This window comes from Hymenobacter fastidiosus, assembly GCF_039539565.1.
In the GTDB taxonomy this organism is placed as follows: Bacteria; Bacteroidota; Bacteroidia; order Cytophagales; family Hymenobacteraceae; genus Hymenobacter; species Hymenobacter fastidiosus.
Genome location: NZ_BAABDJ010000007.1, coordinates 405,585 through 428,177, shown reverse-complemented (window position 1 = coordinate 428,177; position 22,593 = coordinate 405,585). Strand labels below are relative to the sequence as shown.

Here is a 22,593-nt window from a genome sequence, read left to right as displayed (position 1 = left end):
GCCGCTTATTCCGGTTTTGGTGGTAACGCCCGGGCCGACGCCCGCCGCAGATACCAGCTCAGGCCCAGCAGCAGCGCCCCGCCGCAGAGGAAGAACAATGACTTATCCATGAAGGCCCAGGTCAGCTTGAAGTAGGCGGCCATGGTGGTCAGGATGAAGAGCGTGGTGCCCAGGGTGATGCGGTCGGGGTTGTTTTCCTGCTGGGCCCGCCACAGCATGGTGCCGGAGTAGGCGTACAGTACCACCAGGGTGGCCACGGCCAGCGCCAGGCCGCTGGGCAGGTAGAAGCCCGGCAGCAGCAGCAGCCAGTCGGTGAGGCTGCCCAGGCGGCCCCGGGCGCGCTTGCCGGCCACCGACACCCCAAAGACCGCCAGCAGCGCGCCCAGATACGCCAGAAACGGCGGGCGCAGCAGGCCGGCGTAGGTATCGGTTTCGCCGTACAGCGCCAGCCCGAAGGTGAACAGGAAGGCCGCGATGAGCGGTGGCACCTGCAGGGCGCGGCCGGCGGGGCGGTCGGCCAGCCAGTCGCCGGCGGCGTAGATGAGCATGGCCGGAATGAAGAACCAGGTGATTTTGGCGTGCAGAAACCCCACCAGCAGGCCCGCCTGCCAGAGGATGCCGCTGGCCAGCACGCCGCCGAGCAGGGCATCGGGCCGCCGCCACCAGTAGGCGCCCAGCCCCAGCACCGTGAGGGCCGCCGTGAAATAGCTGAAGCCGCTGAGCTGCCCGGTGCTGTAGCCCTGCACGATGCCGCCGATGACCACCGTGAGGGCAAACAGGAAGCGGCTTTGGTACACGAACGTCAGCGCGGTGCCCGCCACGACCCAGGCCAGCAGCCCGGTCACGTCGTAGCCGATGAGCTGGTACATCTGGCTGGTGAGCACAATGCCGGCCCCGAACAGCAGCAGGCCCAGTCCGATCAGGCCAATGCCGAGGGAGTCGTTGCCGCCGCGGCGCAGGAAGTATTCGCCCGCGGCGTAGGCCCCGCCCAGCGCGGCCAGCAGCAGCAGCAGGCGCGCCGGCTCGGGCAGGGCCTGCCAGTTGGCCGCAATCAGACTCAGCGCGCTCAGCCCTACCAGCAGGGAGCCCAGCAGGGGTAGCAGGCCGACCACGCGGCCTTCATCGGGGTAGAGCGCCAGCAGCCGCTGCTGCTGCTCGGGGGCAATGATGCCCTGCGCTACCCATTTCGGGCCTTCAGTTTCCAGTAGCTTCCGACTCATAATCAGCCCCAACTTACGCAGAAAGGGAAGAAGCAGTGGATGGCGGAACCGGGAAATGCCGCCGCTAACCCCGGTGCCCGTACACCTGCTGCCACATGCTCTGGTATTCCGCCTGAAAATTATCCGCCGCCTGACGGGGGAAGGGAAAGCCGGCGGGCCCCACAAAGACGAAAGGGGCCTCCGCCGCCGGAGCTTGCCCGCCCCGCAGCTTTTCAAACTCTTCCAGATACCGGTCAAAGTGCTCAATAAGTGCCAGGGCATCACCGCTGAGGCTGGCCGGAGTCAGGTGGCTCTTTTGCAGCAGCAGGTCGCGGATCTTCTCGTTGCTTTCCTTCAGAATCCGGGCCTCAACAAAGGTGTTGTGGGGCCCGAGGCGCTTAAAAGCTTTTTCAGTGCGGCTGAGCAGGATATTGATGGGCCCCAGCAGCTCCGACAACGACTGCTCCCGCCACGTGTACTGCGACCGGTAAATCAGTCCGATCTGCTCCGACTGACTTTTGATGTCGGTCGCTATCCGCTCGAACCGGGCCTTAAACAGCAGGTTCACCAGGGCCGTTACGATGGCTCCCATCACGGTTGCATTGAGTAAAGCAGTGAGAAGGGTGCTCGTGAGGTTATCCATGACGCGGCTTGTTGGCGGTGGTCCAAGGCAGATAGTTTAGTCAGGCGGAATGCCCGCCGGCCCAGCCTACTTCCGGGCCCGGGTCATCTCGCGCTTGCCGGGCGGCCCGGCCAGCTTTTCCACCTGCCAGCCGGCGGCTTTCAGGCTGCGGCGGAAGCTGCCTTTGGCGCAGTAGCTCACCAGCACGCCGCCGGGGGCCGCGGCCTCATAGAGCTGGGCAAACACCGCGTCGGTCCACATATCCGGCTGCTTTTCGGGGGCGAAGGCATCGAAGTAAATCACGTCGTAGGTCTCTGCCGGCAAGGGCGTGTCCTGCAGGGCCCCGGGGATTTTGTGCAGGGCAAACCGCGTGGTGAGGGCCACGGGTACCGCCCAGGTGGCGGCGTGCAGCTGCTGCTGGTAGTCGAGCAGCTCGGGGTTCAGCAGGTAGCGCTCGGCCCCCAGCCGGCCAATGATGTCGGCCGACAGCGGGTTTTTCTCAATCGTGTCGTAGTAGATGGGCTGGGCGGCGCTGAGGCTGCGCTGCAGCGTGAGCAGCGCGTTCAGGCCGGTGCCAAAGCCGATTTCCAGCACCCAGAGCGGGACTTTACTGGTGGTCAGCAGCGGTTCCAGGCCCGCCTGGAGGTACACGTGCTGCGCTTCCTGCACCGCGCCATGCATGGAGTGGTAGTGCTCGTCGAGGGCCGGCACGTACAGCGTGCTGGAGCCGTCGCCGGTGGTGCGAACTTCTACTTCAATCATGGGGCGGTTTTTTGGAGAGGGTAGTGGCGGTAGATTCGGGGCGAATCGTTAAGATACGAGTCGTAATGAACAAGTAAAATTTCCTGCCCCATGGCCCGCATAAAAATCCTGCTGCCCAGCCGCTTCCCGCTCACCGTGGCTATTCCGGTGCGCATCACCGACCTCAACTACGGCGGCCACCTCGGCAACGATGCTTTGCTGAGTTTGCTGCACGAAGCCCGGGTGCAGTTTCTGCACCACGCCGGCCTGCGGGAGCTGGATGCCGAAACCCGTCAGGGCACCATCATGGCCGACGTGGCCATCGAGTACAAGGGCGAAGCGTTCTACGGCGACGTACTCCACATCGAGCTGGCCGCCAACGACCTGCATAAGTACGGGTTCGACGTGGTGTACTGGGTGAAGAACCAGACCGGTAAGGAAATTGCCCGCGCCAAAACCGGTATGCTGCTCTTCGACTACGCCACCCGCAAGCTGCGCCCGATGAGGGCAGAAACCCGGCAGCAGCTGGAAGAATTGTAGCGCCGGGCTTTTGCGCCGCGCGGCTTTCCCCCGGGCCGGTTCCATTTTTTCGGAACCCAACTGCCTCGGGCGTTGTATCTTTGCCCTATGATTCCTCTGACCGTACTTTCCAAGCGCGACATTCGCAAACTCACCCCCGACGAGCTCAAAGCCTTTATGGTGGAGCACGGTGAGAAACCCTTCCGCGCCAAGCAGGTGCTGGAGTGGCTCTGGAAAAATACGGCGTCCTCGTTCGAGGAGATGAACAACGTGTCGCTGGCCACCCGCGAATTGCTGGCCCAGCACTTCGTCATCAACGGCGTGACGGTGCAGAACCAGCAGCTCAGCAACGACGGCACCATCAAGTCGGCGTTCCGGCTCTACGACGGCAACATCGTGGAAGGCGTGCTCATTCCGCACGACACGCGCATGACGGCCTGCATCAGCTCGCAGGTGGGCTGCTCGCTCACGTGCAAGTTCTGCGCTACCGGCTACATGGAGCGCAAGCGCAACCTCGACGCGGCCGAAATCTACGACCAGGTGGTGCGCATCAAGGAGCAGTGCGAAAGCGAGTACGGCACGCCGCTCACCAACATCGTGTACATGGGCATGGGCGAGCCGCTATTGAACTACGCCAACGTGGTGAAAAGCATTGAGCGCATCACCTCACCCGAGGGCCTGAACATGGCCCCGCGCCGCATCACGGTCAGCACCGCCGGCATCGCCAAGATGATTAAGAAGCTGGCCGACGACGGCGTGAAGGCAAATCTGGCCCTGAGTCTGCACGCGCCCAACGACACCAAGCGCAACGAAATAATGCCCATCAACGAAGCCAACTCCCTGGCTTCGCTCAAGGAGGCGTTGAAGTATTATCATGAGGGCACCGGCCGCAAGGTGACCTACGAGTACATCGTGTTTGAGAGCTTCAACGACACGCTGCAGGACGCCGAGGAGCTGTTCCAGATTTCGAAGTGGATTCCCTGCAAGGTGAACCTGATTGAATACAACCCCATCGAAAATGCCGACTACAAGAACACCGGCGAAGCCAAGCTGATGGCCTTCCTGAAATATCTGGCCGACCGGGGCGTGCAGACCAACCTGCGCCGGAGCCGCGGCAAAGACATCGACGCGGCCTGCGGGCAGCTGGCGGTAAAGCAGCCCTCGGAAGCCGTGGCCGCCGGGTAGCCTGCACCTTAGATTTCAGTCCGTACAAAAAGCCCCGACGCATTGCTGCACCGGGGTTTTTTGGGCCGGCAAATCAGGCTAGGTCCGGAACCGGCCCGTGGAGCGGGGGCGGCCGGTGGTAATTTCTTCTCGGCTCTCGCCCTCGGGAATCTCCCGGGTTTCGATGCGTACGGCGTGGGCCTTGGGCTGTACTTTCTGCCCGTAGGCATCGGCGAATTCCTGAGTGAACTCGGCCCCGAAGAAGATGATCAGGGACGAGTAGTTGACCCACAGCAGCAGCACGATGGCCGAGCCCGCCGCCCCGAAGGCCGACCCCGGATCGGAATAGGCGATATAGGCCGCAATGAGGTACTTGCCGATCATAAAGAGCAGTGCCGTGATAAAGGCCCCCACGCCCACGTCGCGCCAGCGGATGATGGCGTCGGGCAGGAACCGGTAGATGAGCGCAAACAGCAGGGACGTAACTACCAGCGACAGGCCAAAGTCGATAAACCGGATGAGAATAACGGTGACCTCGGGCAGCAGGCGCTGCAGGTAGCCCGTAAAGGCCGACAGCACGGCGCTGATAACAAACGAAATCAGCAGCAGCAGCGCCACGCTCAGAATCAGGCCGAACGACAGGAACCGGTCGTGAATGAATTGCCAGATGCCGTTACGGGGCTTCACCTTCAGGTTCCAGATGTCATTGATGCTTTCCTGGAGGGTGACGAAAAATGTGGTGGCGGCGAAAATCAGGGTCCCGATGCCAATGACGGCCGCCACCCCGCTGCGCTCCTGCCGGTTGAACTCGTTGATGCTGTCCTGCATGAACTTAGCCGAATCGGCTCCTACCAGTCCCTTCATCTGGGCAAAAACCTCCCCCGTAATAGCCTCCGACCCGAACAGGGAGCCGGCTACCGTGATGACGATGATCAGCAGCGGCGGCAAAGAGAAAATAGTGTAGTAGGAAAGCGCCGCCGCGTGCCGGAAGGAGTTGTTGTTCATGAACTCGGCCGCGGTGGTTTTCAGGATACCGGTAATGTTGGCGAAGGAGTGCTGGGTGGCCATGCGGCGAGTGGTCAGGTGGAAGGATGCCGGGCTTAGTACGGCCCGGGGGCGTGGGGCGTTGGCAAAACCTGGCGGGGGCCGCCGAAATTGCGTACGTGGCGCTCAGGGCGTAGCTTGCATGGGCTGCCCCCGTTTCACTCCATCGTTGAGCCCCTGTTTCATGAAAAATGTCGCCTCCTGCTGGTCCACTGCGCTGGTAGCCGCTATGCTGCTGAGGGCCGCCCCGGGGCAGGCCCAGAACCCCACGTTCCGCCCGGCTAAAGTCAAGCCCTACCCGATGGGCGAGGGATTCAACCAGGCGGGTTCCGACGCTAAAGCGCTGGCGCTGGCCGACCGCGTAATGGCCCAGATGGGCGGCTACGAGGCCTGGCAGAATGCCCGTCTCATCGGCTGGGACTTTTTCGGCGACCAGTACCAGATCTGGGACAAATACACCGGCGACTTTCACTGGCAGAAGGGCGACCTGGTGGCCAACTACAACCTGAACACCCGGCAGGGCAAAGCCTATAAAGCCGGGCAGGATATCAGCGCCACCGACGAAGGCCAGAAGCTGCTCGCTAAGATGTATCCCATCTGGGTGAACAACTCCTGGTGGCTGGTCATGCCTTTCAAGCTCAAGGACTCCGGGGTGAGCCTGACTTACCAGGGCCCGGGCAAGCTAATGGACGGCACGCCGGCCGAGGGGTTGAGCATGACGTTCAAAAACGTGGGCGTGACCCCCGAAAACCGCTACGAGCTGCTGGTCAATCCGAAGACCAACCTGGTGGAAGAGTGGGCCTATTTCCCCAGGGCCACCGATGCCCAGCCCGCCTTCCGCCGCCAGTGGACGGAGTACCGCCCCTACGGTTCCATTCAGCTATCCGGCGACCGAAGCGACGGGAAAGACGGCCGCCGCCTCGACCATATTGCCGTGCTCCAAACTGTGCCCGCCGGCCTGATGCAAAGCCCGACGCCCGTAGAAAAGCTGAAATAAACGGCGCTACTGCTGGAAGTCCCAGGTCAGGGTTTCAATGGGGGCCCCCTGGAGCGCGGCGGCCAGCTCGGCGTCGTGGCGGAACTGCAGCTGACTCAGCGCGGTGGCTTCCACGCTCACCGTGAACCGTTTTTCCTGGAATGGCCACGGGGCTACGACTATGGGCCCGTCGGTAGTGGGGCGGGTCACATCGTAGCGCTGGCCGTTGAGCCCGGTATAGATTTCGAGGGCCCGACTCATTTCCGGCAGCTCCCGGCGGCACAGAATCAGGCTGAGCCGGTCGCACCAGTGCATCAGGTCGTAGGCCTGTTGGGCCTCCTTTGTGGTGACTTTAAGCTGTTTGCGCCAGGCCCCCTGGCTGGCGAGCTGCTTGTCCAGAAACTCATCAGTAGATTTCTGCTGGCCGCGCAGGCTTTCGTAGAGCACGCTCAGGTGCATGCTGGTGAGCAGGCTACGCCACCGGCCCTGAAACCGGGCGGCCCGCATCACGCCCTGGGCCTGTTCAAGGGAAAATTCCTGCAAGGTGAAGTCGGCGGGGGCCCCGGCCGGGGTCAGGCCGTAGTGACCATCCCAGTGCTTCTGCTCATCGTCGTGCTGGGCAATGGCGGCCAGGATGCTTACCCAGCGGTCGGTGGGTCCGAAGGGGGGCCAGTGCCAGGCCAGCTGCGCGGCCAGCAGGGCGTGGGCCTGTTGGTAGATAATCTGCCAGCCGGCTTTGGTGGGGTTTACGATCATGGGTTACGTGTCATTGCGAGGCCTGAAGCACTCCGTCCTCTGAAATGTACTCAACTCTTTTTCAGCAGAAAGCCCCGACGCGGGCATCCGTTAGGGCTTTCTAAGTTAGTCAGCGTTTCTTCGTTGTGCAGGACGGATTGCTGCGGGCCTCGTAATGACCGCTAGAGCGCTGTCGTCGGTTCGGCCTGCATCTGCTTCAGATGCACCAGCATGTCGTCGGTCATCTTATCGAGGTCGAAGTCGGGCTGCCAGCCCCAGTCCTGACGGGCGCGGCTGTCGTCGATGCTGGCGGGCCAGGAGTCGGCAATCTGCTGGCGGGAGTCGGGCTCGTAAGTGACCTTGAAATCAGGCGCATGGCGCTGGATGCTGGCCGTAATTTCCTGCGGGCTGAAGCTCATGGCGCCCAGGTTATAGCTGCTGCGGATTTTGATCTGGTCGGCCGGGGCGTGCATCAGATCCAGGGTCGATTTCAGCGCATCGGGCATGTACATCATCGGCAGGTAAGTGTCTGCCGTCAGGAAGCACTCGTAGGGCTGGCCGGCCACGGCTTTGTGGTAGATGTCGACGGCGTAGTCGGTGGTGCCGCCGCCGGGCAGGCTCTTGTAGCCGATCAGGCCGGGGTAGCGCAGGCTGCGGATGTCGAGGCCATGCTTGCGGAAGTACCACTCGCACCACTGCTCCCCGGCCAGCTTGCTGATGCCGTACACCGTGTTGGGATTCATGATGGTAAGCTGGGGCGTATGGTCGCGGGGCGTATCGGGGCCGAACACGGCAATGGACGAGGGCCAGTACACCTGCTGCACGCCCAGATCGACGGAGGCGTCGAGCACGTTGAACAGGCCGTCCATGTTCAGCTGCCAGCCGAATTTGGGGTTTTTCTCCGCCGTGGCCGACAGCAGCGCCGCCAAATGGTATACCTGCTTGGGCTTGTAGTGGCGCATCACTTCTTCCAGCCGATTCTTGTCCAGCACGTCGAGCTGCTCGAAGGGGCCGGATTGGGCGGTTTCGGCATCTTTGGGCACCCGCACATCGGCCGCTACCACGTGGGAAGCCCCGTAGCGCTGGCGCAGCTCATGGGTGAGTTCGAGGCCAAGCTGGCCGCCGGCGCCGATAACAAGAATGGTGTCGCTGGGAGTTGATTGCATGCTGAAGGGAAGGGAAAAAAGGTGGGGTGGGCCGCAAAGATACGAGGGGGACGGTGGTGAAATCAGGCGCTGGTAAAATTGCCGGCTCCGGGAGCTGGCGGAATGGAGAGGGTAAGAACCGTAAAACGGCCCTACGGAAAATGCGGCCCCGGAAGCCGGCGCCACGTCCCGAATGCCCGTATCTTTGTTACCCATCCTACTCAACGGCTTACCCCTTCACCAACTCCCCGATGTATAATACCCTTCAGCCCGACCTCCGGCAGCAGCTCCAGGAAATCGAAGATAACGGCCTCTACAAGCAGGAGCGCGTGATTACCTCCCCGCAGGGAGCCGAAATTGAAACGCTCGAAGCCGGAGAAGTGCTGAACTTCTGCGCCAACAACTACCTGGGGTTGTCGTCGCACCCCGAGGTGATTAAGGCCGCCAAGGACGCCATCGACACCCACGGCTACGGCCTGTCGTCGGTGCGCTTTATCTGCGGCACCCAGGATATTCATAAGGAGCTGGAAGCGAAGCTGGCGGAATTTCTGGGTACCGAAGACACGATTCTCTACGCCGCCGCCTTCGACGCCAACGGCGGCGTGTTCGAGCCCTTGTTCAACGAGCAGGATGCCATCATCTCCGACGCCCTGAACCACGCCTCCATCATCGACGGGGTGCGGCTGTGCAAGGCCCAGCGCTACCGCTACGCCCACAACGACATGGCCGACCTGGAAATCCAGCTCCAGGATGCCGTCGCCAAAGGCACCCGCCACCGCATCATCGTCACCGACGGCTCGTTCAGCATGGATGGTACCATTGCCCGGCTCGACCAGATCTGCGACCTGGCCGACCAGTATCAGGCCCTGGTGATGATTGACGAGTGCCACAGCACGGGCTTCCTGGGCAAAACCGGCCGCGGCACCCACGAGTACCGCAACGTGCTGGGCCGGGTAGACATCATCACCGGCACCCTGGGCAAAGCCTTAGGCGGGGCCATGGGCGGCTTCACCTCGGGCCGTAAGGAAATTATCGAGATGCTGCGTCAGCGCAGCCGCCCTTACCTGTTCTCCAACACCCTGGCCCCGGCCATTGTGGGCGCCTCCATCAGGGTACTGGAACTGCTCACCACCAGCACCGCGCTGCGCGACACGCTGGAAGAAAACACCAAATACTTCCGCGAGCAGATGACCGCCGCCGGCTTCGACATCCGGCCCGGTGAGCACCCCATCGTGCCCGTGATGCTCTACGACGCCAAGCTGAGCCAGGAATTCGCGGCCCGGATGCTGGAGAAGGGCATCTACGTGGTGGGCTTCTACTTCCCAGTGGTGCCCAAGGGCCAGGCCCGGATCCGGGTGCAGCTTTCCGCGGCCCACACCCGCGCCCATCTGGACCAGGCCATTGCCGCCTTTATTGCGGTGGGTAAGGAGCTGGGGACCCTCAAGGACCGCTCGGCTCAGCTGCCCGAGGCCGGGCAAGTAGTAACGAACACGCCGTAAAAAACCGGTTATTCTGTAGCCCGCTCCGCAGCTGATGCGAGGTGCCGGCTACAGAATTCTCGTCGGAGCCACTTTACCGCCGGCTTCCGGAGTGAGCCGCGAGCCTAATAGAAGAGAAAACCTGATGACGCTGGGCCGTGGAGGATCTGGCGGCCTTATCTGGCCGCCAGATCCTCGGGCACTGACGGCGTGGAGCTGCCGCTTAATAGTCGTAGTAGCAGCGGCAACACGCCCGTGAGCAGGGCCAGGTATTGCTGGGCCACGCCCAGCGTTTCACCCTGAGTAGCGGCCAGGAAGATGGCGGCTGATGATAGGACAAGTAGAATCGGGAGGCTGAGCCGGGCCCAGGTGCCTTCTTTGCGCTCCTGCTGCTCGAAGCGCAGGGCCTGCTGGCTGGGCACGGCTGACAGAATGTAAGCCCGGAACCCTTCGCTGGCCACCCGCAGCCGCTCATCGTTGCCAATGATCAAGTAACCTTTCCGGAGCAAGGAATCGATGACCAGCGTATTGTGGGTGTTGATAATACCATCCTGGGCCAGGTCGAGAAGCAGGAACTGTTCATGAGCCGATAGCTGCCGCCACAAGCCCCGGAAGTACAGCTGGGCCATACGCCGCACGGTCGTCACCACCGTAGCCCGCTCTACGTGGTAGCCGGCCTGCTGCAGCCGGTTCAGGCTCCGGCACAGGTCGGACTTTAGGTGCTGCAGAAAGGGGAGGGTACCGCACTCCCGTTTCAGGAAGTGATCAAACGCCGGGAACTCCGCCGCTAGGACCTTAATGTCCGGTTGCAAGGGCAGATGTAGCAGGCGGAATTGGTGCAGCTCATTGAGCAGGGCTTCGCCAGCTTGGTACTGCTGCAACTGGCTGGTGGTCTGTTCGTGGTTATCCAAAGGCTGGGCTCTACCCACGAAGGCCATCGGATGAACGCGTGAAATTAGTACCAAATACAGATCTGCGTGTTGCGTCAGTTCGCGCAGTAGTTCCGTTTTCTGCCGGGTAATGACCAGTTGGTCAACCCGGTCATCAAAATATTCCAGTAGCAGGTAACGTGGGCCAGCAGCCTGGACATAGAGGGGTAGTTTGGTTAATAAGGGCTGCCAGGACGATTTGGCCTCATTGAGACGACGGCAATCCAGGCGCATGGTAATCTGGGCCGGCTGCAACCCCGCGTATTCCAGGCCGGTATCCGGCGCGTGGCCCGTAGGATCGAAAATGTAATAATGGGGCTTTAGGGAGATGGCTGAAGTGGTAGGCCGCTCGGCAGCTTGCAGGATGGGTGCTGGGGCGAAAATGTGCCGGACCAGGTAATGAATCAGCCCATACAGGGCCAGCAACAACAACAGGGCCACCAGGGCGGCGGGTACTCCGTAGCTCGCCCACGCAGAGGGGCTTAGCCAGTTGGCGCTGAACTCCGGCTCCTGCACCACCGATACGAGATCCGGGCTGTTGCCGGAGCCAGGGGCCGGGACGAAGCTGCGTACCTCAGCGGGGGTGGGGTGGTAATTCCAGTGCCAGTTTTGCGAATGTCTTTGCTCGGACCGATCAGGGTGGGGAAGCAGGTAGGCCGGCAGCAGCGTGCTCAGCTGGCTGATGGCGGAGGGGTAGAAGCGACGAACCAGCGCATCGCCGGTTGAAGTCATTGCCGCCTTCGTTTCAGCAGCTTTGAACTGCGTCTGAAAGTAGAAAGTGAAATAGTTGGTGCTCCAGTTCGCTTTCCGGGCCACTGACACCTGCACAGAATCGGGGTCGTTAAGTCTGGGACTATTGGGGTGGTTCGCGTCGCGCAACTGGCGCAGCAGATCCAGATGAGTTTCGCGTACGTGCAATAGCCGGACCAGGCGGTAGCTGGTCTGGTAGCAGACAACAGCAGGCAGAATACTCATGGCCACCAGCCAGCCCAGCAGCATCAGGGCGTAGCATTGCCGGTAGTAGGGGCGCAACTTGAGCAGCCAAGGACGCAGTGCCAGCACCCAGTCTTCAACGCGGGTAGGCGGCGGAGTCGGTGGCGGCGGAGCCGGGGCCATAGTAGGGGGGAGATATTTTTTGAAAACCCGGCGCATCAGCGCCCGGGCTCCCAACACCCCGGCGATTATAATGACTAGCAGGAGCTGATAGACCAACAGGCAGTACCAGTATTGTTGTAAGGAGAAAACCAGCCCGACATTGAGACCTAAAAGCCCCAGGAGCGACCACCGAATTTGGCGGCCGGGGTCACGCTTGGCCCGCTGGTCGTCATCCAGGCTTTGGTCAGACTCGCGGTGGAGCAGGTCCTTGCTCACCGGGTACAGTACCAGCGGCAGCAATAGCAGCAGGCCCAGCCGGGCCAGGGATTCTTCAAAAGGAATAAAAACCAGTAGCATCAGGGCCGAGCCGGCCAGGGCCAGTAAGCCCAGGATCAGATAGAGGACGGCGCGTTTGCTGCAGGGCCAGGTGGAGCGAAACCGTAGCGGGGGCAGCCCCGCGGTAGGATGCTGGTGGCGCAACTGCCGCAGTAGTCCCGCGCCGCCCAGCAGCAGCAGCCACACGGCCGATAGCAGCGCCGCCGCAAGCGCCACGGCTTGGGAGTGCTGCGCCTTCACCACCCGCATATCGACCAGGGTGACCAGGGCCATACGCAGAGCCGGCAGGGGGCGCACGTACAGCCGGTGGTCCTGGCCCTGGTAGCGCACATCCAGCGCCCCGGGCTCGCCGGTGGTCAGCGCCGCGCCCAGCCGGGGTTCCTCGCAGTCGGCCAGCAGGTTCTCGCTCAGGCCCAGGGCAGGGTTGGAGTGGAAGAGGATTTCGCCCTGCTGGTCAATGAGACAGAAGGACCAGTTGGGGGGCAGTACCGGGTTGATAAAGGTGCGCAGCTTGGTGATGTAGGCACAGATGAGGGTATCGGACGGACCTACTCCGGAGCTGGTTTTCCGAACCAGTACCGCCGAGCGTTTGGCCTCGCGATACGACACAATGCCATCAAGAATGAATCCCGGATCGTTAGCTGAGTCAGTCTGCCCTGAATCCAGCGTTAGCCGCTGCCAGCGCTTGGCAAAAGCCGCTTGCACGTAAGCCCGGCCGCGGAGGTCAGGAACGTAGAGCAGCGACTTTTCTGGGGAAGGCACGGCGGCGGCCGTTCCGATGCCGGCCTTGGTAACCCAAACTAACGCATCATCTTCCAGCGGCAGCCGGCGGGGGGCTGAGCCCGATTGCAGAGGCTGGAAGTGGGGTACGCGGTAACGGTTTCTTTGGCTCGTATCTCCGGCCTGCTGCACGACGATTGCCGTCCGGGTACTATCGTTTAGCTTAATAATAGCGTTCAGGTCGCGTATTTCAGTGGTAAGCCGGTGTTGTACCGTGTCAGCTAAGGTCCGCAGCTGCCGGTCGGTTTTGGCCAGATCGGGGTAGCGCCGGGTCAGCTCGGCCTGGAGTATAAGCGTAACCACGCCGGCTCCTAATATCAGGGCCCCCACGCAGAGCCATACGTCGCTGGCATCGAGCCGCTCGCGCTGGCTGAGCAGCCCTACTTTCAGAAAGGGTACCAGCAGCACGCCCAGCAGTAGCCCGCCCATCAGCAGCTCCGACAGGCCACTGGGCAGGCTGCGCTGCTCGGCCTGGAAAGTGCGTAGCGGTACCGTGCCCGCCAGTAGCCAGGTCTGGCCCGAGGGTAGCCGCAGGTGCTGGACGAACAGCTGGCAGGGCTGGCCATTGAGGCTGAGCGGGCGCGTTTGCCACTCCGCCGAGTCACGCTTGGCCAGTGCTGCTACCGGCAGCTTTTCCAGAACATTGGGCTGGCTGGCATACAGTAGCTCGCCCGCGTCGTTGGCCACGAAAAAATGCTCGAAAGCATCGGTGCGGGCCAGGCCCGCGATAAACTTTTCCGTCGCCACGGTAGTCTGTAGGACCAGATTCAGCGAATCGGTCCGGGGTAATTTTGGTGGGGCATCCACCTGCCACAAGCGCTGGCGAAATACCAGACTATGGTCCCGCTGCCGGTAGATTACCCCCGTGCGGCCGTACGCGGCCGGCCGGCCAGTCGTGGGGTCAGCAACGTTGGTCAGGCTATATACCAGGCTATGGTCCTGCTGCCGGTAGATTACCTTCATGCGGCCGTAAGCCTTCTTCTTGGGGCGCTGGGGTTCAGCAACGTTTTTCAGGCTGTCGAAGCGTAGATCTGCGATGTGCGGGTTGAGCAAGGACCACCGCCGCTCTATCTGCCGTTGCTCGTCGGTCGTGGTCAGCGCCGCTATAGTGGCTTGGGAACGGCTGCCTGCAAATGAGGTATTCCGGGGAAAATTCCGGCAAATGAAGGCATTGGCGGCACCTTCATTGATTTTGGCGTAGACTTTCACCCGTTCGCGCAGGTTCTGACCCGTACGGGTCAGAACCCGGAAGTAACGCTGCTCCAGCTCCTTTTTGCGCTGGGGCAGATAGCCCAGCACGTAGTAGGCCACGCCCAGGGCCAGCCCGAAGCTCAACGCCAGGGTGCCTAAATGATGGCGCAACGTAGTGGCAATAGAGGATAATCCACTCATAGCCAAAAATTAGAAATGACGGTTTGAGCCTGGGGTAATATTCCAATCACTGTACCGGTTTGATCCGGGGCGCGTAGCTTCCCAAACTCTCCTTGGACACTGCGCTACTGCTCGGGGCCGCGACTGATCTGGTAGGGCAGAGGCAGGGCGCTGGGTAATTTTCAGCTACTTGCCCCCGCGGGCAGATACTTCAGTAGAAAATTCAGCGCGTTGTCGGCCATGAGGCGGTTGACGACTTCCTCCGCGCCCACGGCCCGGTTGGTGGGCAGCTGCAGGCGCTGCGGGCCGGGGCCGGTGAGGTAGTTGTGGGCGTGCATCAGCACGTAGTCGCTCAGCGCTGGCAGCTCCTCGTGGGTCCAGTAGCCGTTGATGGGGTCCACGATGCCGTCGAAGTCGGTGCCCAGCCCGAGCGTACCCCAGGCAAACAGCCCGTGCTGATCCAGCAGCTCGGCCACGTGCTGCACCTGGTTCCAGACCAGGGCCGCCCAGTGGTAGAGAATTTTCCGCCGCTGCGTATGGCCGCGGGCCTGCCGCAACGCCGCCGGGCTTCCCACCCGGCGCTCGTCGAGCTGCAAGCCCAGCAAGCCGCCCGAGCGCGCTATCCGCAGCAGGTCCTCGTCGTAGAAGTTGATTTCGAAATCCCAGAACAGGTGCCGGTCGGTGTCGTTGCCGGTCACGGCTCCGTGGCTGGCCAGCACGGGGATGTCCTGCCCGGCAAACTCCGAGTCGAGCAGGGCGTAGTACTCCCGGCGGCTGCGCCGGTTCATGTGCTTCACGTCGATCAGCATCCGGCGGCCCGCGGTGTTGTCGAGCAGCTCGCGCAAGGCCGCGTGGCCCAGCTCCGTCAGGCCCAGGTCCAGCCCTACGGATTGATCGGTGAACTGGGCCACTTTTCCGCTCAGGCTGAGCGCCTGGCCGCTCAGCTCGTTGTAGAAGTGGTGGGCGAAGGTGATGAACACCGGACGGTGCCGCCAGCTTTTCACCTGCCGGATGTTGGCCAGGATGGTTTCCCGTTGCGCCGGATGCTGCCCCGAATCCATGCCGCACCCGAAAGCATGCGCGCCCTCGATGCTGAGCAGTACGGCCAGCGTGTCGGGTTCCTTGAGCGTGGCCTCCAGCTCGGCCCGGGTACCGCAGAGTCGGTAGCGGACTTTCTCGCCGGAAGGCAGGGTCACGGCCTGGCCGTCGAGGCCCTGGAGAAACGCGTACTCCTCCTGCAAATCCAGAAAGTAATCCTGCATGTGTTGAATGGATTGAATCCGCTGGTGACCCAGGCCGGTAGCCAGGTCGAGCACCACGTCGCCCACGGGGCCGGTGCCCAGCTCATTCACGAAAAAGCCCTGCTCCGGCGGATACAGCGCGGCCACCACCACCCGTACTCCCCCGGCGCGGCCGCTGGTGAAGTCGCTCTGCCGGAACTTGGTGAGGCCGGCCACGAAGTTGAGCAGCTTGTCGAGCTTGGTGGGCGGGTCGTGGTGCCAGGCGCAGGCCGGCGATGATGGACGGGCATTTTGCCGGCGACCGTCAGTTTTGAAGCTGCGGCCGAAAGGCTTCATGCTCGGATGACAGTGCAGATCGATTATCAGATCCATGGCAGCTACAGGCTAGAAAGTGAAGGCAACGACGACGGGCGTATTCAGAATGCCGGCTCCTGCTCCCGCGAAACCACACCGGTCGGGTACGACCGGTGGTAGTGGGGACCTAAGTCTAGGGTACCGTCGCCTTTTGGCAAGCCGTAGGCCCGACTAGTAAGCCCGGCCTGGCGGCAACCCGGCGCTGGAACGACAAGATGAATGGAGGCAGCGGATGCCGCGGCGCGAAACAGAGCGACGGGGCCAACGCCCGGTGTGTGGAGACGTTGGTAAGCGGATCGGCAGGGTGCAGCAACTGGTAAGAAAGGCCAGAATAAGGATTGGCCTCGGCGGAGACAGTTAGCATCTGCCGATACGTTAAACATATAAAATATATTTTAACTATAAAAACTTGTACTATAAAAATAATAGCTCCTGATTAGGTTCCTGCTTTGGTAGCCCCGGTAGCCGGGCATAGCAATAGCCAGCGGCTTTAGGACAAAACAGCCAGGGCTCGGGTTGCGCTCGAACCGAAGTTATGGATTGGAAAAGGGCAAGGGCCTACGCCACTACTTCCGCCCTGGTCCCGGCTGCCGCAGTGGTCACTATTAGGCTGCACGTCGAACAGGAACTCGTCGAGGCGGGCGCGCCGGTCGGACGAGGACAGGTTGCGGAAGACGTCGCCGCCGCGCACCAGCGACATCGGGCCGGTTTCCTCGCTTACTACCAGCACCACGGCGTCGGTGACTTCCGTCAGGCCGATGGCGGTGCGGTGGCAGTGCGGTGGCGCAGGCCCAGCGAGGCGGGCATCCCGTCATGCCCGTAGTGCTCTCCGATGCCAGGCTGAGCCAGGACTACTCAGCCCAGCCACCCGAAGCCGGCCAAGTGGTGAGCAACACGCCGCAAGTTTTCCGAAAGTTGATGGGTAGCCCAAGCCCCCGCCGGAAATAAGCAGGGGCTTCGCTTTTTTTAAAGAGGATTCCGGTTCTAAAGGCAGTTCAAAGTAGTTTCGGCCCGCACAACAGCCGGGCAAGGCCGCGTAGCGCCTATATTTGAACCGCGTAAGCGGGGCCGGGGCCGGCGGGTTGTTGCCGATCGGGCCGCCGGAATGCCTTGCCGGCCGTGCGGAGCAGATAGTTTGCCGCCCCCCGGCCCGGCCGGCCAGTTGCCGGCCCACCCAACAGGTTCAGCCCCATGACGAGTATTTCCAAAGACTTAGCACAAGCCGTGCGCCTGCTGCAGGCCGACGAGCTGGTAGCCATTCCCACCGAAACCGTGTACGGGCTGGCCGGCAACATCTTCAGCCCCCCGGCCATCGCCAGGATTTTTGCGCTGAAGCAAAGGCCGCTGTTCAATCCCCTGATCGTGCATATTCCGTCGATCCGGCAGCTGGCAGAGCTGGCCCGGTACGTGCCCGAAAAAGCCCGGTGGCTGGCGGAAGCGTTCTGGCCCGGCCCGCTCACGCTGGTGCTGAAAAAGCAGCCCACCGTTCCCGACCTGATTACGGCCGGCAAGGATACGGTAGCGGTCCGGGTGCCGAATCATCCGTTGGTGCTGGCGCTGCTGGCACAGGTGGGCTTCCCGCTGGCGGCCCCGAGCGCCAACCCGTTTGGCCGCATCAGTCCCACCACGGCGGCGCACGTTGAAGAGTACTTCGGCGCTGCGCTGCCCATGGTGCTGGACGGGGGCGACTGTGAGCGAGGCATTGAGTCCACCATCGTCGGCTTCGAAGGCGATGAGCCGGTTGTGTACCGGCTGGGTTCCCTGGCGGTGGAAGAAATTGAGCGGGTGGTAGGCCCGGTTGCCATCAAAAACAAGAAAGAAGCCGCGCCCGATGCGCCGGGAATGCTCTCCCGGCACTACGCGCCCGCTACGCCCACCTACCTGGCCGCCGATCCGGGGGCCTTTATCGCGCGGTTTGCCGATAAGAAAATCGGGTTGCTCCTGTTCAGCAAAAAAGTAGTGGGGCCGTTTGTGGACCACCAGATAGTGTTATCTGAAACCGGCGATTTAAAAGAGGCGGCCAGTGGGTTGTATGGCGCCCTGCATACGCTGGATAAGCTGGGGCTGGATATGATCGTCGCGGAGAGAATGCCCGATATGGGACTGGGAAAATCGATCAACGACCGCCTGGAACGGGCTACGAAACAGCGCTAGGGCGTATGACAAGCCCGGAATGACATTCTAATTGCCGGCCAGCGGCCGGCCAGCCATTATGGAAATCTTCGCCAATAGAAAGCTACTGATAGCCACCAAACACGCCAAGGAGCAGGTGATGGCCCCTTTGCTGGAACAAGCGCTGGGCGTGCGGTGCTTCACGAATCCTGATTTCGATACGGACGCCTTCGGGACGTTTACGGCGGAGGTGGAAAGAACCAGCGACCCGCTCACTACCGTGCGGCAGAAATGCCGGCTGGCGCTGGCCGCCAGCCACTGCGACTTAGGCGTGGCCAGTGAAGGCTCGTTCGGCCCGCATCCGGCCAGCGTTTTCGTGAATGCGGACGAGGAATTCGTGATGCTTATCGACCAGAAAAACAACCTGGAAATTACGGTCAGAGAAATAAGCCTGCATACAAACTTCAACGGCCAGACGGTTGACAGCGAAGAAGAGCTTGGGGCGTTTGCCGAAGCCGCACTTTTCCCTTCTCACGGCCTGATCCTTCGCAAATCAAAGAAAGATAAAAGCGGAATAGTCAAGGGCATTACCGATCCGGACCAGCTAATAAGGGCTTTTCGGACGATATACGGCGAGTGCCGATCGGCCTACGTGGAAACGGACATGCGCGCCTTGTACAACCCAACGCGCATGGCGGTAATAGAAAAAGCAACCGCGGCGCTGATCGCCAAAGTGAAATCATGCTGCCCGCAATGCGCGACGCCCGGCTTTGGCATCACCGCCGCAAAACGGGGGCTGAAGTGTAGCCTGTGCGGCAGCCCGACCAACTCGGTCCTGAGCTACGTGTACTCGTGCGGGCGCTGCGGCTTCGCGCAAGAAGAGGTCTATCCGCAGGCCAAAACCACGGAAGACCCCATGTATTGTGACTACTGTAATCCCTGACTGACAGGGGGGGGCTAAGCCGAGGCAGCCGGGCGGCAGTCAGGCTGCTTTACGCCGCCACTTCCGCCGTCGAAGAGGCGGAGGCCGCCGGGGCCGGGTGGGGCTGCACGTCGAACAGGAATTCGTTCAGGCGGGTGCGCAGGTCGGTAGAGGACAGGTTGCGAAAGACCTCGCCGCCCCGCACCAGCGAAATCTGGCCGGTTTCCTCACTCACCACCAGCACCACGGCGTCGCTCACTTCCGTCAGGCCGATGGCGGCCCGGTGGCGCAGGCCCAGGGAAGCCGGGACGTCGGGGTTTTCGCTGACGGGCAGAATGCAACGGGCCGCTTTGATGCGGTTGTTGGTGATAATGACGGCCCCGTCGTGCAGGGGGCTGGTTTTGTTGAAGATGGACAGCAGCAGGCGCTTGCTCACGGTGGCGTCGATCAGGTCGCCGGAGTCGGCGAAGAACTTCAGCTCGGACGACATCTGGAAGGCAATCAGGGCCCCGGTGTTCTTGCCGGCCAGACTCTTGGCGGCCTCCACGAAGGGCGTCACGCTGACGCGCTCCGGGGAGGCTTCGCGCCGCCAGGGAAAGGTCAGCATCCGGTCGAAGGCCGTGGCCTTGCCGATGGTGAGCAGGAAGCGCCGGATTTCCTGCTGAAACAGGATAATGCTGGCCAGCACGCCCACGCTCATAAACTGCCCCAGGATGCTGGTAAGCAGCTCCATGCCGGCGGCCTTCACCACCAGATAGAGCAGGTACACCGACATCAGCCCCAGGAAAATTTTCAGCGCGACACTTCCCGTCAGCAGCTTGTAGAGCTGATAAAACAGCACGGTAACCAGCACTACGTCCACGACGTCGATCCAGCCAATGCGCAGGAAGCCAATGCTGAAGGAGCCGGTCACGGAGAAGTTGAGCTATAGGTTTGGGAGACGAGGCGGATAGTTTGCACGGCCTCGGGCACGTCGTGTACGCGCAGCAGGCTAACGCCGTTCAGCAGCGCCAGCGTATTGACGGTGATGGTACCGGGCAAGGCGGCCTCGGGGGTGAGCCCCAAAGGCCGGTAGAGCATGGCCTTGCGGGAAAGGCCCGCCAGGATGGGCAGCCCGAACAGCCGCAGCTCCCGCAGGCGGGCCAGGAGCTCATGGTTCTGGTCGGCGTTCTTGGCAAAGCCGAAGCCGGGGTCGAGAATGACGTCGGTGACGCCGGCGGCGCGCAGGGCGGCCAGCTTGTCGCGGTAGTAGCGGACCAGCTCCGGCACGAGGCCGGCGGGGTAGTCGGTGAGCGTGGCCATCGTCTGGGGGGTGCCGCGCATGTGCATCAGCACGTAAGGCACCTGCAGGCGGCCGGCCGTGGCAAACATATCCGCATCCAGCTCGCCGCCGCTGATGTCGTTAAGCATATCGGCCCCCGCCGCCACGGCTGCCGCGGCCACACCGGACCGGAACGTATCGACGGAAATAAAGGCTGCGGGAAAGGCCCGCCGCACCGCTTCGAGGGCGGGGAGCAGACGGTGCTTTTCCTCCTCTTCGGAAATATGCTCGGCCCCGGGGCGGGAGGAATAGCCGCCCAGATCGAGGATAGCGGCCCCGGCCTGGAGCATGGCTTCGGCGCGGTGCAGCAGGTCGGAGTGGTCGGTTTGGGGGCCTACCCGGCTGGCGGCGTAGAACGAATCAGGCGTCAGATTGAGGATGCCCATGACCTGGGGCCGGCGCAAATCGAGCACCCGGCCCCCGGGGCAACGCAGGGTTAGCCTCGGGTAAAAACACATATCTTGCGTCGTCATGGGGCCTTGGCTTCTGGGGTCTTGGGCGTGTGGGGGCTTGGGTCCTGGATTTTCGTTCGCCTGTTTTCCCGCCGTCGTTGCACGACCGCTAAAAGCCAAGACTCCACAAGCCAAGGCCCCAAGCCCCTAAGTCCCCAAAATAGCCGCAAAATTTTGAGTAACCAAACCCAGCACGAGTACGACCAGGTAATCAGCCAGTGCCGGACGCTGTTTCTGGCCAAGACCCACGACTACGGTACGGCGTGGCGCATCATGCGCCTGCCCAGCATCACCGACCAGATTTACATCAAAGCCCAGCGCATCCGCTCCATTCAGGAGAAGGGCCGGCAGCTGGTGGCCGATGGAGTGGACGAGGAGTTTGGGGCCATCATCAACTACTGCCTGATTGCGCTGATGCAGCTGCGCCTGCCCGCCGACGCGTCGCTGGACCTGGACCCGGCCGACGTAGCGGCGGCCTACGACCAGGAAGTGGAGGAAAACCGCCGCCTGCTGTTCGCCAAAAACCACGACTACGGGGAAGCCTGGCGGCAGATGCGGGTGGAAAGCATCACCGATATCATCCTGATGAAGCTGCACCGCACCAAGCAGATTGAAGATCTGGCCGGCCTCACGCGGGTGTCGGAAGGGGTGGAGGCTAACTACCGGGATATGCTGAACTACGCTGTTTTCGCGTTGATCAAAATGGGTCTTGGGCGCCTGGGGTCTTAGGGACTTGGCTTTTGACTGATTACCTTCGGCACCTTACCTGCTGGTTTGCGTAAGCGGCTACGCCTCGTATCCTCTGGTCGGAATGCCGGCCGGAGCGCGAAAAACCAAGTCCCCAAGACCCTAAGTCCCCAAGACCCCAAATGAAACTTCTTACCCGTATCTGCTGGGTGCTGCTCGGCGCTGTCTTCATCTTCTCGGGCCTTATCAAGCTCAACGACCCGGTTGGCACGGCGCTGAAGCTGGAGGAATATTTCGAGGTATTTGCCGAGGATTTCGGCCGCTTCTTCCTCGTTTTCAAGAGCAGTAGCCGCGCCATTGCTATCCTGCTCAGTGCCCTGGAAGTAGTGCTCGGCGTGGCCCTGCTGCTGCGCTGGCACCTGCGCAAAACGCTGTGGGCGCTGCTGGGGCTGCTGGTATTCTTCGCTTTCCTCACGTTCTACTCGGCCGCCTTCAACAAGGTCACCGACTGCGGCTGCTTCGGCGACTTTATCAAGCTCACGCCCTGGACCTCGTTTGCCAAAGATATGTTCCTGCTGGGCCTGTGGGCGGTGGTATTCTACAATTTCCGCTACCTGCGCCGGGTGTTTGTCAGGGGGCAGCTGGGGGTGATGTACATGACTATGGCTTCGGCCGTTGCCATCGGCATCGGAGTACGGGCCCTGGGGCATCTGCCTTACTTCGACTTTCTGCCTTACAAGGTCGGCAACAACATCGGCAAGCTGATGAAGGCGTCGGAGCCGATGCGCTACCAGTACATCATGGAGCGCAACGGCGAAACGCAGGAGTTCACCACTTACCCTACCGATACCACCTGGAAGTACAAGCAGATGGTGAGCCTGAACCCCGATGCGGGCCCCAAAATTACTGATTTCCGGGTCTGGAACGATGCCGGCGACTACACCCGGGAGCTGCTGAAAGGCAATAAGCTGGCCCTCATCGTGCAGGGTACGGAGAAAGCCGACCGGGACCGGTTTCTGCAAATCAACCAGCTGATTTTATCGGCCGACTCGTCGCAGAAAAAGATTACGCCCCTCATTATTACGAGCAGCAGTCCGACTGACTTCGACGCCTTCCGGCACGATGTAAATCTGGCGGCCCCGTTTTACTACGCCGATGCCACGGTCCTGAAATCGATGATTCGCTCCAACCCCGGCTTTATTCTGCTGCAGGACGGCGTGGTGAAAGGCAAGTATCACTACCACGACATTCCTACCCGCGCCGACTTGGAGGAGCTGCTGTAAGCTTGGTTTTTGGTTAATGGTTTTTGGTTTTTGGCCCTCGCCACAAGCCAGCCCCCGTCTTTGGTTGGGTAAAGGACGATAGCCAAA

19 protein-coding genes are annotated in these 22,593 nt (G+C 61.8%); 8 read left to right on the top strand and 11 right to left on the bottom strand.

Features of this window, described 5'->3' with window-relative positions:
* Nucleotides 1-5 precede the first annotated feature (5 nt).
* From ABD833_RS06820 to mnmC2, 3 genes are all read right to left on the bottom strand, one after another.
* The gene (locus ABD833_RS06820; protein ID WP_345071853.1) at nucleotides 6-1,220 is read right to left on the bottom strand and encodes a DUF2157 domain-containing protein; all 1,215 of its coding nucleotides are present in this window, start codon (nucleotides 1,218-1,220) and stop codon (nucleotides 6-8) included.
* Nucleotides 1,221-1,284: 64 nt separating this feature from the next.
* Nucleotides 1,285-1,842 (bottom strand): hypothetical protein, encoded by a 558-nt coding sequence (locus ABD833_RS06815; RefSeq protein ID WP_345071852.1) that lies wholly within the window; start codon nucleotides 1,840-1,842, stop codon nucleotides 1,285-1,287.
* Between the two features lie 66 nt (nucleotides 1,843-1,908).
* Complete coding sequence (mnmC2, locus tag ABD833_RS06810) at nucleotides 1,909-2,583, bottom strand: tRNA (5-methylaminomethyl-2-thiouridine)(34)-methyltransferase MnmC2 (RefSeq protein WP_345071850.1); 675 nt, start codon at nucleotides 2,581-2,583, stop codon at nucleotides 1,909-1,911.
* A 90-nt stretch (nucleotides 2,584-2,673) separates the two neighbouring features.
* Here mnmC2 and ABD833_RS06805 point away from each other — a divergent pair, with 90 nt between their 5' ends.
* A complete protein-coding gene (locus ABD833_RS06805) occupies nucleotides 2,674-3,102 on the top strand; it encodes a thioesterase family protein (RefSeq protein WP_345071849.1) in 429 nt (142 codons plus the stop codon).
* An 87-nt stretch (nucleotides 3,103-3,189) separates the two neighbouring features.
* On the top strand, nucleotides 3,190-4,266 hold the full coding sequence (gene rlmN, locus ABD833_RS06800) for a dual-specificity RNA methyltransferase RlmN (RefSeq protein WP_345071847.1): 1,077 nt from the start codon (nucleotides 3,190-3,192) through the stop codon (nucleotides 4,264-4,266).
* A gap of 78 nt (nucleotides 4,267-4,344) precedes the next feature.
* On the opposite strand, the gene ABD833_RS06795 is transcribed toward rlmN, so the two are convergent.
* The gene (locus ABD833_RS06795; RefSeq protein ID WP_345071846.1) at nucleotides 4,345-5,313 is read right to left on the bottom strand and encodes a YihY/virulence factor BrkB family protein; all 969 of its coding nucleotides are present in this window, start codon (nucleotides 5,311-5,313) and stop codon (nucleotides 4,345-4,347) included.
* Between the two features lie 160 nt (nucleotides 5,314-5,473).
* Here ABD833_RS06795 and ABD833_RS06790 point away from each other — a divergent pair, with 160 nt between their 5' ends.
* Nucleotides 5,474-6,286 carry a hypothetical protein gene (locus tag ABD833_RS06790; RefSeq protein WP_345071845.1) on the top strand — a complete coding sequence of 271 codons (813 nt, stop codon included), beginning with the start codon at nucleotides 5,474-5,476 and terminating at the stop codon, nucleotides 6,284-6,286.
* A 6-nt stretch (nucleotides 6,287-6,292) separates the two neighbouring features.
* Here ABD833_RS06790 and ABD833_RS06785 read toward each other — a convergent pair whose 3' ends face one another.
* Both ABD833_RS06785 and ABD833_RS06780 read right to left on the bottom strand, forming a co-directional pair.
* On the bottom strand, nucleotides 6,293-7,021 hold the full coding sequence (locus ABD833_RS06785; protein ID WP_345071844.1) for a DUF3891 family protein: 729 nt from the start codon (nucleotides 7,019-7,021) through the stop codon (nucleotides 6,293-6,295).
* Nucleotides 7,022-7,182: 161 nt separating this feature from the next.
* Nucleotides 7,183-8,166 (bottom strand): NAD-dependent epimerase/dehydratase family protein, encoded by a 984-nt coding sequence (locus tag ABD833_RS06780; RefSeq protein ID WP_345071843.1) that lies wholly within the window; start codon nucleotides 8,164-8,166, stop codon nucleotides 7,183-7,185.
* A 230-nt stretch (nucleotides 8,167-8,396) separates the two neighbouring features.
* Between ABD833_RS06780 and kbl the strand changes: the two genes are divergently transcribed.
* Nucleotides 8,397-9,644, top strand: a complete 1,248-nt coding sequence (kbl, locus tag ABD833_RS06775; RefSeq protein WP_345071842.1) for a glycine C-acetyltransferase — start codon at nucleotides 8,397-8,399, stop codon at nucleotides 9,642-9,644.
* Between the two features lie 155 nt (nucleotides 9,645-9,799).
* Here the strand turns inward: kbl and ABD833_RS06770 are convergent, their stop codons facing one another.
* The 3 genes from ABD833_RS06770 to ABD833_RS06760 form a co-directional block, all read right to left on the bottom strand.
* On the bottom strand, nucleotides 9,800-14,155 hold the full coding sequence (locus tag ABD833_RS06770) for a hypothetical protein (RefSeq protein ID WP_345071841.1): 4,356 nt from the start codon (nucleotides 14,153-14,155) through the stop codon (nucleotides 9,800-9,802).
* Between the two features lie 161 nt (nucleotides 14,156-14,316).
* Nucleotides 14,317-15,747, bottom strand: a complete 1,431-nt coding sequence (locus ABD833_RS06765; protein WP_345071840.1) for a membrane dipeptidase — start codon at nucleotides 15,745-15,747, stop codon at nucleotides 14,317-14,319.
* 472 nt (nucleotides 15,748-16,219) lie between these two features.
* Nucleotides 16,220-16,459, bottom strand: coding sequence for a hypothetical protein (locus tag ABD833_RS06760; protein WP_345071838.1), 240 nt, complete (start codon nucleotides 16,457-16,459; stop codon nucleotides 16,220-16,222).
* 461 nt (nucleotides 16,460-16,920) lie between these two features.
* Between ABD833_RS06760 and ABD833_RS06755 the strand changes: the two genes are divergently transcribed.
* Complete coding sequence (locus tag ABD833_RS06755) at nucleotides 16,921-17,883, top strand: L-threonylcarbamoyladenylate synthase (RefSeq protein WP_345071836.1); 963 nt, start codon at nucleotides 16,921-16,923, stop codon at nucleotides 17,881-17,883.
* Between the two features lie 58 nt (nucleotides 17,884-17,941).
* A complete protein-coding gene (locus ABD833_RS06750) occupies nucleotides 17,942-18,784 on the top strand; it encodes a DUF6671 family protein (RefSeq protein ID WP_345071835.1) in 843 nt (280 codons plus the stop codon).
* Between the two features lie 49 nt (nucleotides 18,785-18,833).
* Here the strand turns inward: ABD833_RS06750 and cdaA are convergent, their stop codons facing one another.
* Both cdaA and folP read right to left on the bottom strand, forming a co-directional pair.
* Nucleotides 18,834-19,676 carry a diadenylate cyclase CdaA gene (gene cdaA / locus ABD833_RS06745; protein ID WP_345071834.1) on the bottom strand — a complete coding sequence of 281 codons (843 nt, stop codon included), beginning with the start codon at nucleotides 19,674-19,676 and terminating at the stop codon, nucleotides 18,834-18,836.
* Nucleotides 19,673-20,557: a dihydropteroate synthase gene (gene folP / locus ABD833_RS06740; RefSeq protein ID WP_345071833.1), complete on the bottom strand. Its 885-nt coding sequence runs from the start codon at nucleotides 20,555-20,557 to the stop codon at nucleotides 19,673-19,675. The genes cdaA and folP overlap by 4 nt, the downstream gene beginning before the upstream one ends.
* 153 nt (nucleotides 20,558-20,710) lie before the next feature.
* Between folP and ABD833_RS06735 the strand changes: the two genes are divergently transcribed.
* Together ABD833_RS06735 and ABD833_RS06730 are read left to right on the top strand one after the other, a co-directional pair.
* On the top strand, nucleotides 20,711-21,265 hold the full coding sequence (locus tag ABD833_RS06735; protein WP_345071831.1) for a DUF1599 domain-containing protein: 555 nt from the start codon (nucleotides 20,711-20,713) through the stop codon (nucleotides 21,263-21,265).
* A 140-nt stretch (nucleotides 21,266-21,405) separates the two neighbouring features.
* Nucleotides 21,406-22,506: a BT_3928 family protein gene (locus tag ABD833_RS06730; RefSeq protein WP_345071829.1), complete on the top strand. Its 1,101-nt coding sequence runs from the start codon at nucleotides 21,406-21,408 to the stop codon at nucleotides 22,504-22,506.
* Nucleotides 22,507-22,593: the final 87 nt, after the last annotated feature.

Excerpts from the sequence above, each read along its gene's own strand:
- ABD833_RS06755 (WP_345071836.1), top strand. The coding sequence starts at position 16,921 with ATGACGAGTATTTCCAAAGACTTAGCACAAGCCGTGCGCCTGCTGCAG.
- mnmC2 (WP_345071850.1), bottom strand. The coding sequence starts at position 2,583 with ATGATTGAAGTAGAAGTTCGCACCACCGGCGACGGCTCCAGCACGCTG.
- ABD833_RS06815 (WP_345071852.1), bottom strand. The coding sequence starts at position 1,842 with ATGGATAACCTCACGAGCACCCTTCTCACTGCTTTACTCAATGCAACC.
- ABD833_RS06795 (WP_345071846.1), bottom strand. The coding sequence starts at position 5,313 with ATGGCCACCCAGCACTCCTTCGCCAACATTACCGGTATCCTGAAAACC.
- ABD833_RS06790 (WP_345071845.1), top strand. The coding sequence starts at position 5,474 with ATGAAAAATGTCGCCTCCTGCTGGTCCACTGCGCTGGTAGCCGCTATG.
- ABD833_RS06730 (WP_345071829.1), top strand. The coding sequence starts at position 21,406 with ATGAAACTTCTTACCCGTATCTGCTGGGTGCTGCTCGGCGCTGTCTTC.
- kbl (WP_345071842.1), top strand. The coding sequence starts at position 8,397 with ATGTATAATACCCTTCAGCCCGACCTCCGGCAGCAGCTCCAGGAAATC.
- ABD833_RS06805 (WP_345071849.1), top strand. The coding sequence starts at position 2,674 with ATGGCCCGCATAAAAATCCTGCTGCCCAGCCGCTTCCCGCTCACCGTG.
- ABD833_RS06765 (WP_345071840.1), bottom strand. The coding sequence starts at position 15,747 with ATGGATCTGATAATCGATCTGCACTGTCATCCGAGCATGAAGCCTTTC.
- ABD833_RS06785 (WP_345071844.1), bottom strand. The coding sequence starts at position 7,021 with ATGATCGTAAACCCCACCAAAGCCGGCTGGCAGATTATCTACCAACAG.
- ABD833_RS06750 (WP_345071835.1), top strand. The coding sequence starts at position 17,942 with ATGGAAATCTTCGCCAATAGAAAGCTACTGATAGCCACCAAACACGCC.
- rlmN (WP_345071847.1), top strand. The coding sequence starts at position 3,190 with ATGATTCCTCTGACCGTACTTTCCAAGCGCGACATTCGCAAACTCACC.
- ABD833_RS06770 (WP_345071841.1), bottom strand. The coding sequence starts at position 14,155 with ATGAGTGGATTATCCTCTATTGCCACTACGTTGCGCCATCATTTAGGC.
- ABD833_RS06780 (WP_345071843.1), bottom strand. The coding sequence starts at position 8,166 with ATGCAATCAACTCCCAGCGACACCATTCTTGTTATCGGCGCCGGCGGC.
- folP (WP_345071833.1), bottom strand. The coding sequence starts at position 20,557 with ATGACGACGCAAGATATGTGTTTTTACCCGAGGCTAACCCTGCGTTGC.
- ABD833_RS06820 (WP_345071853.1), bottom strand. The coding sequence starts at position 1,220 with ATGAGTCGGAAGCTACTGGAAACTGAAGGCCCGAAATGGGTAGCGCAG.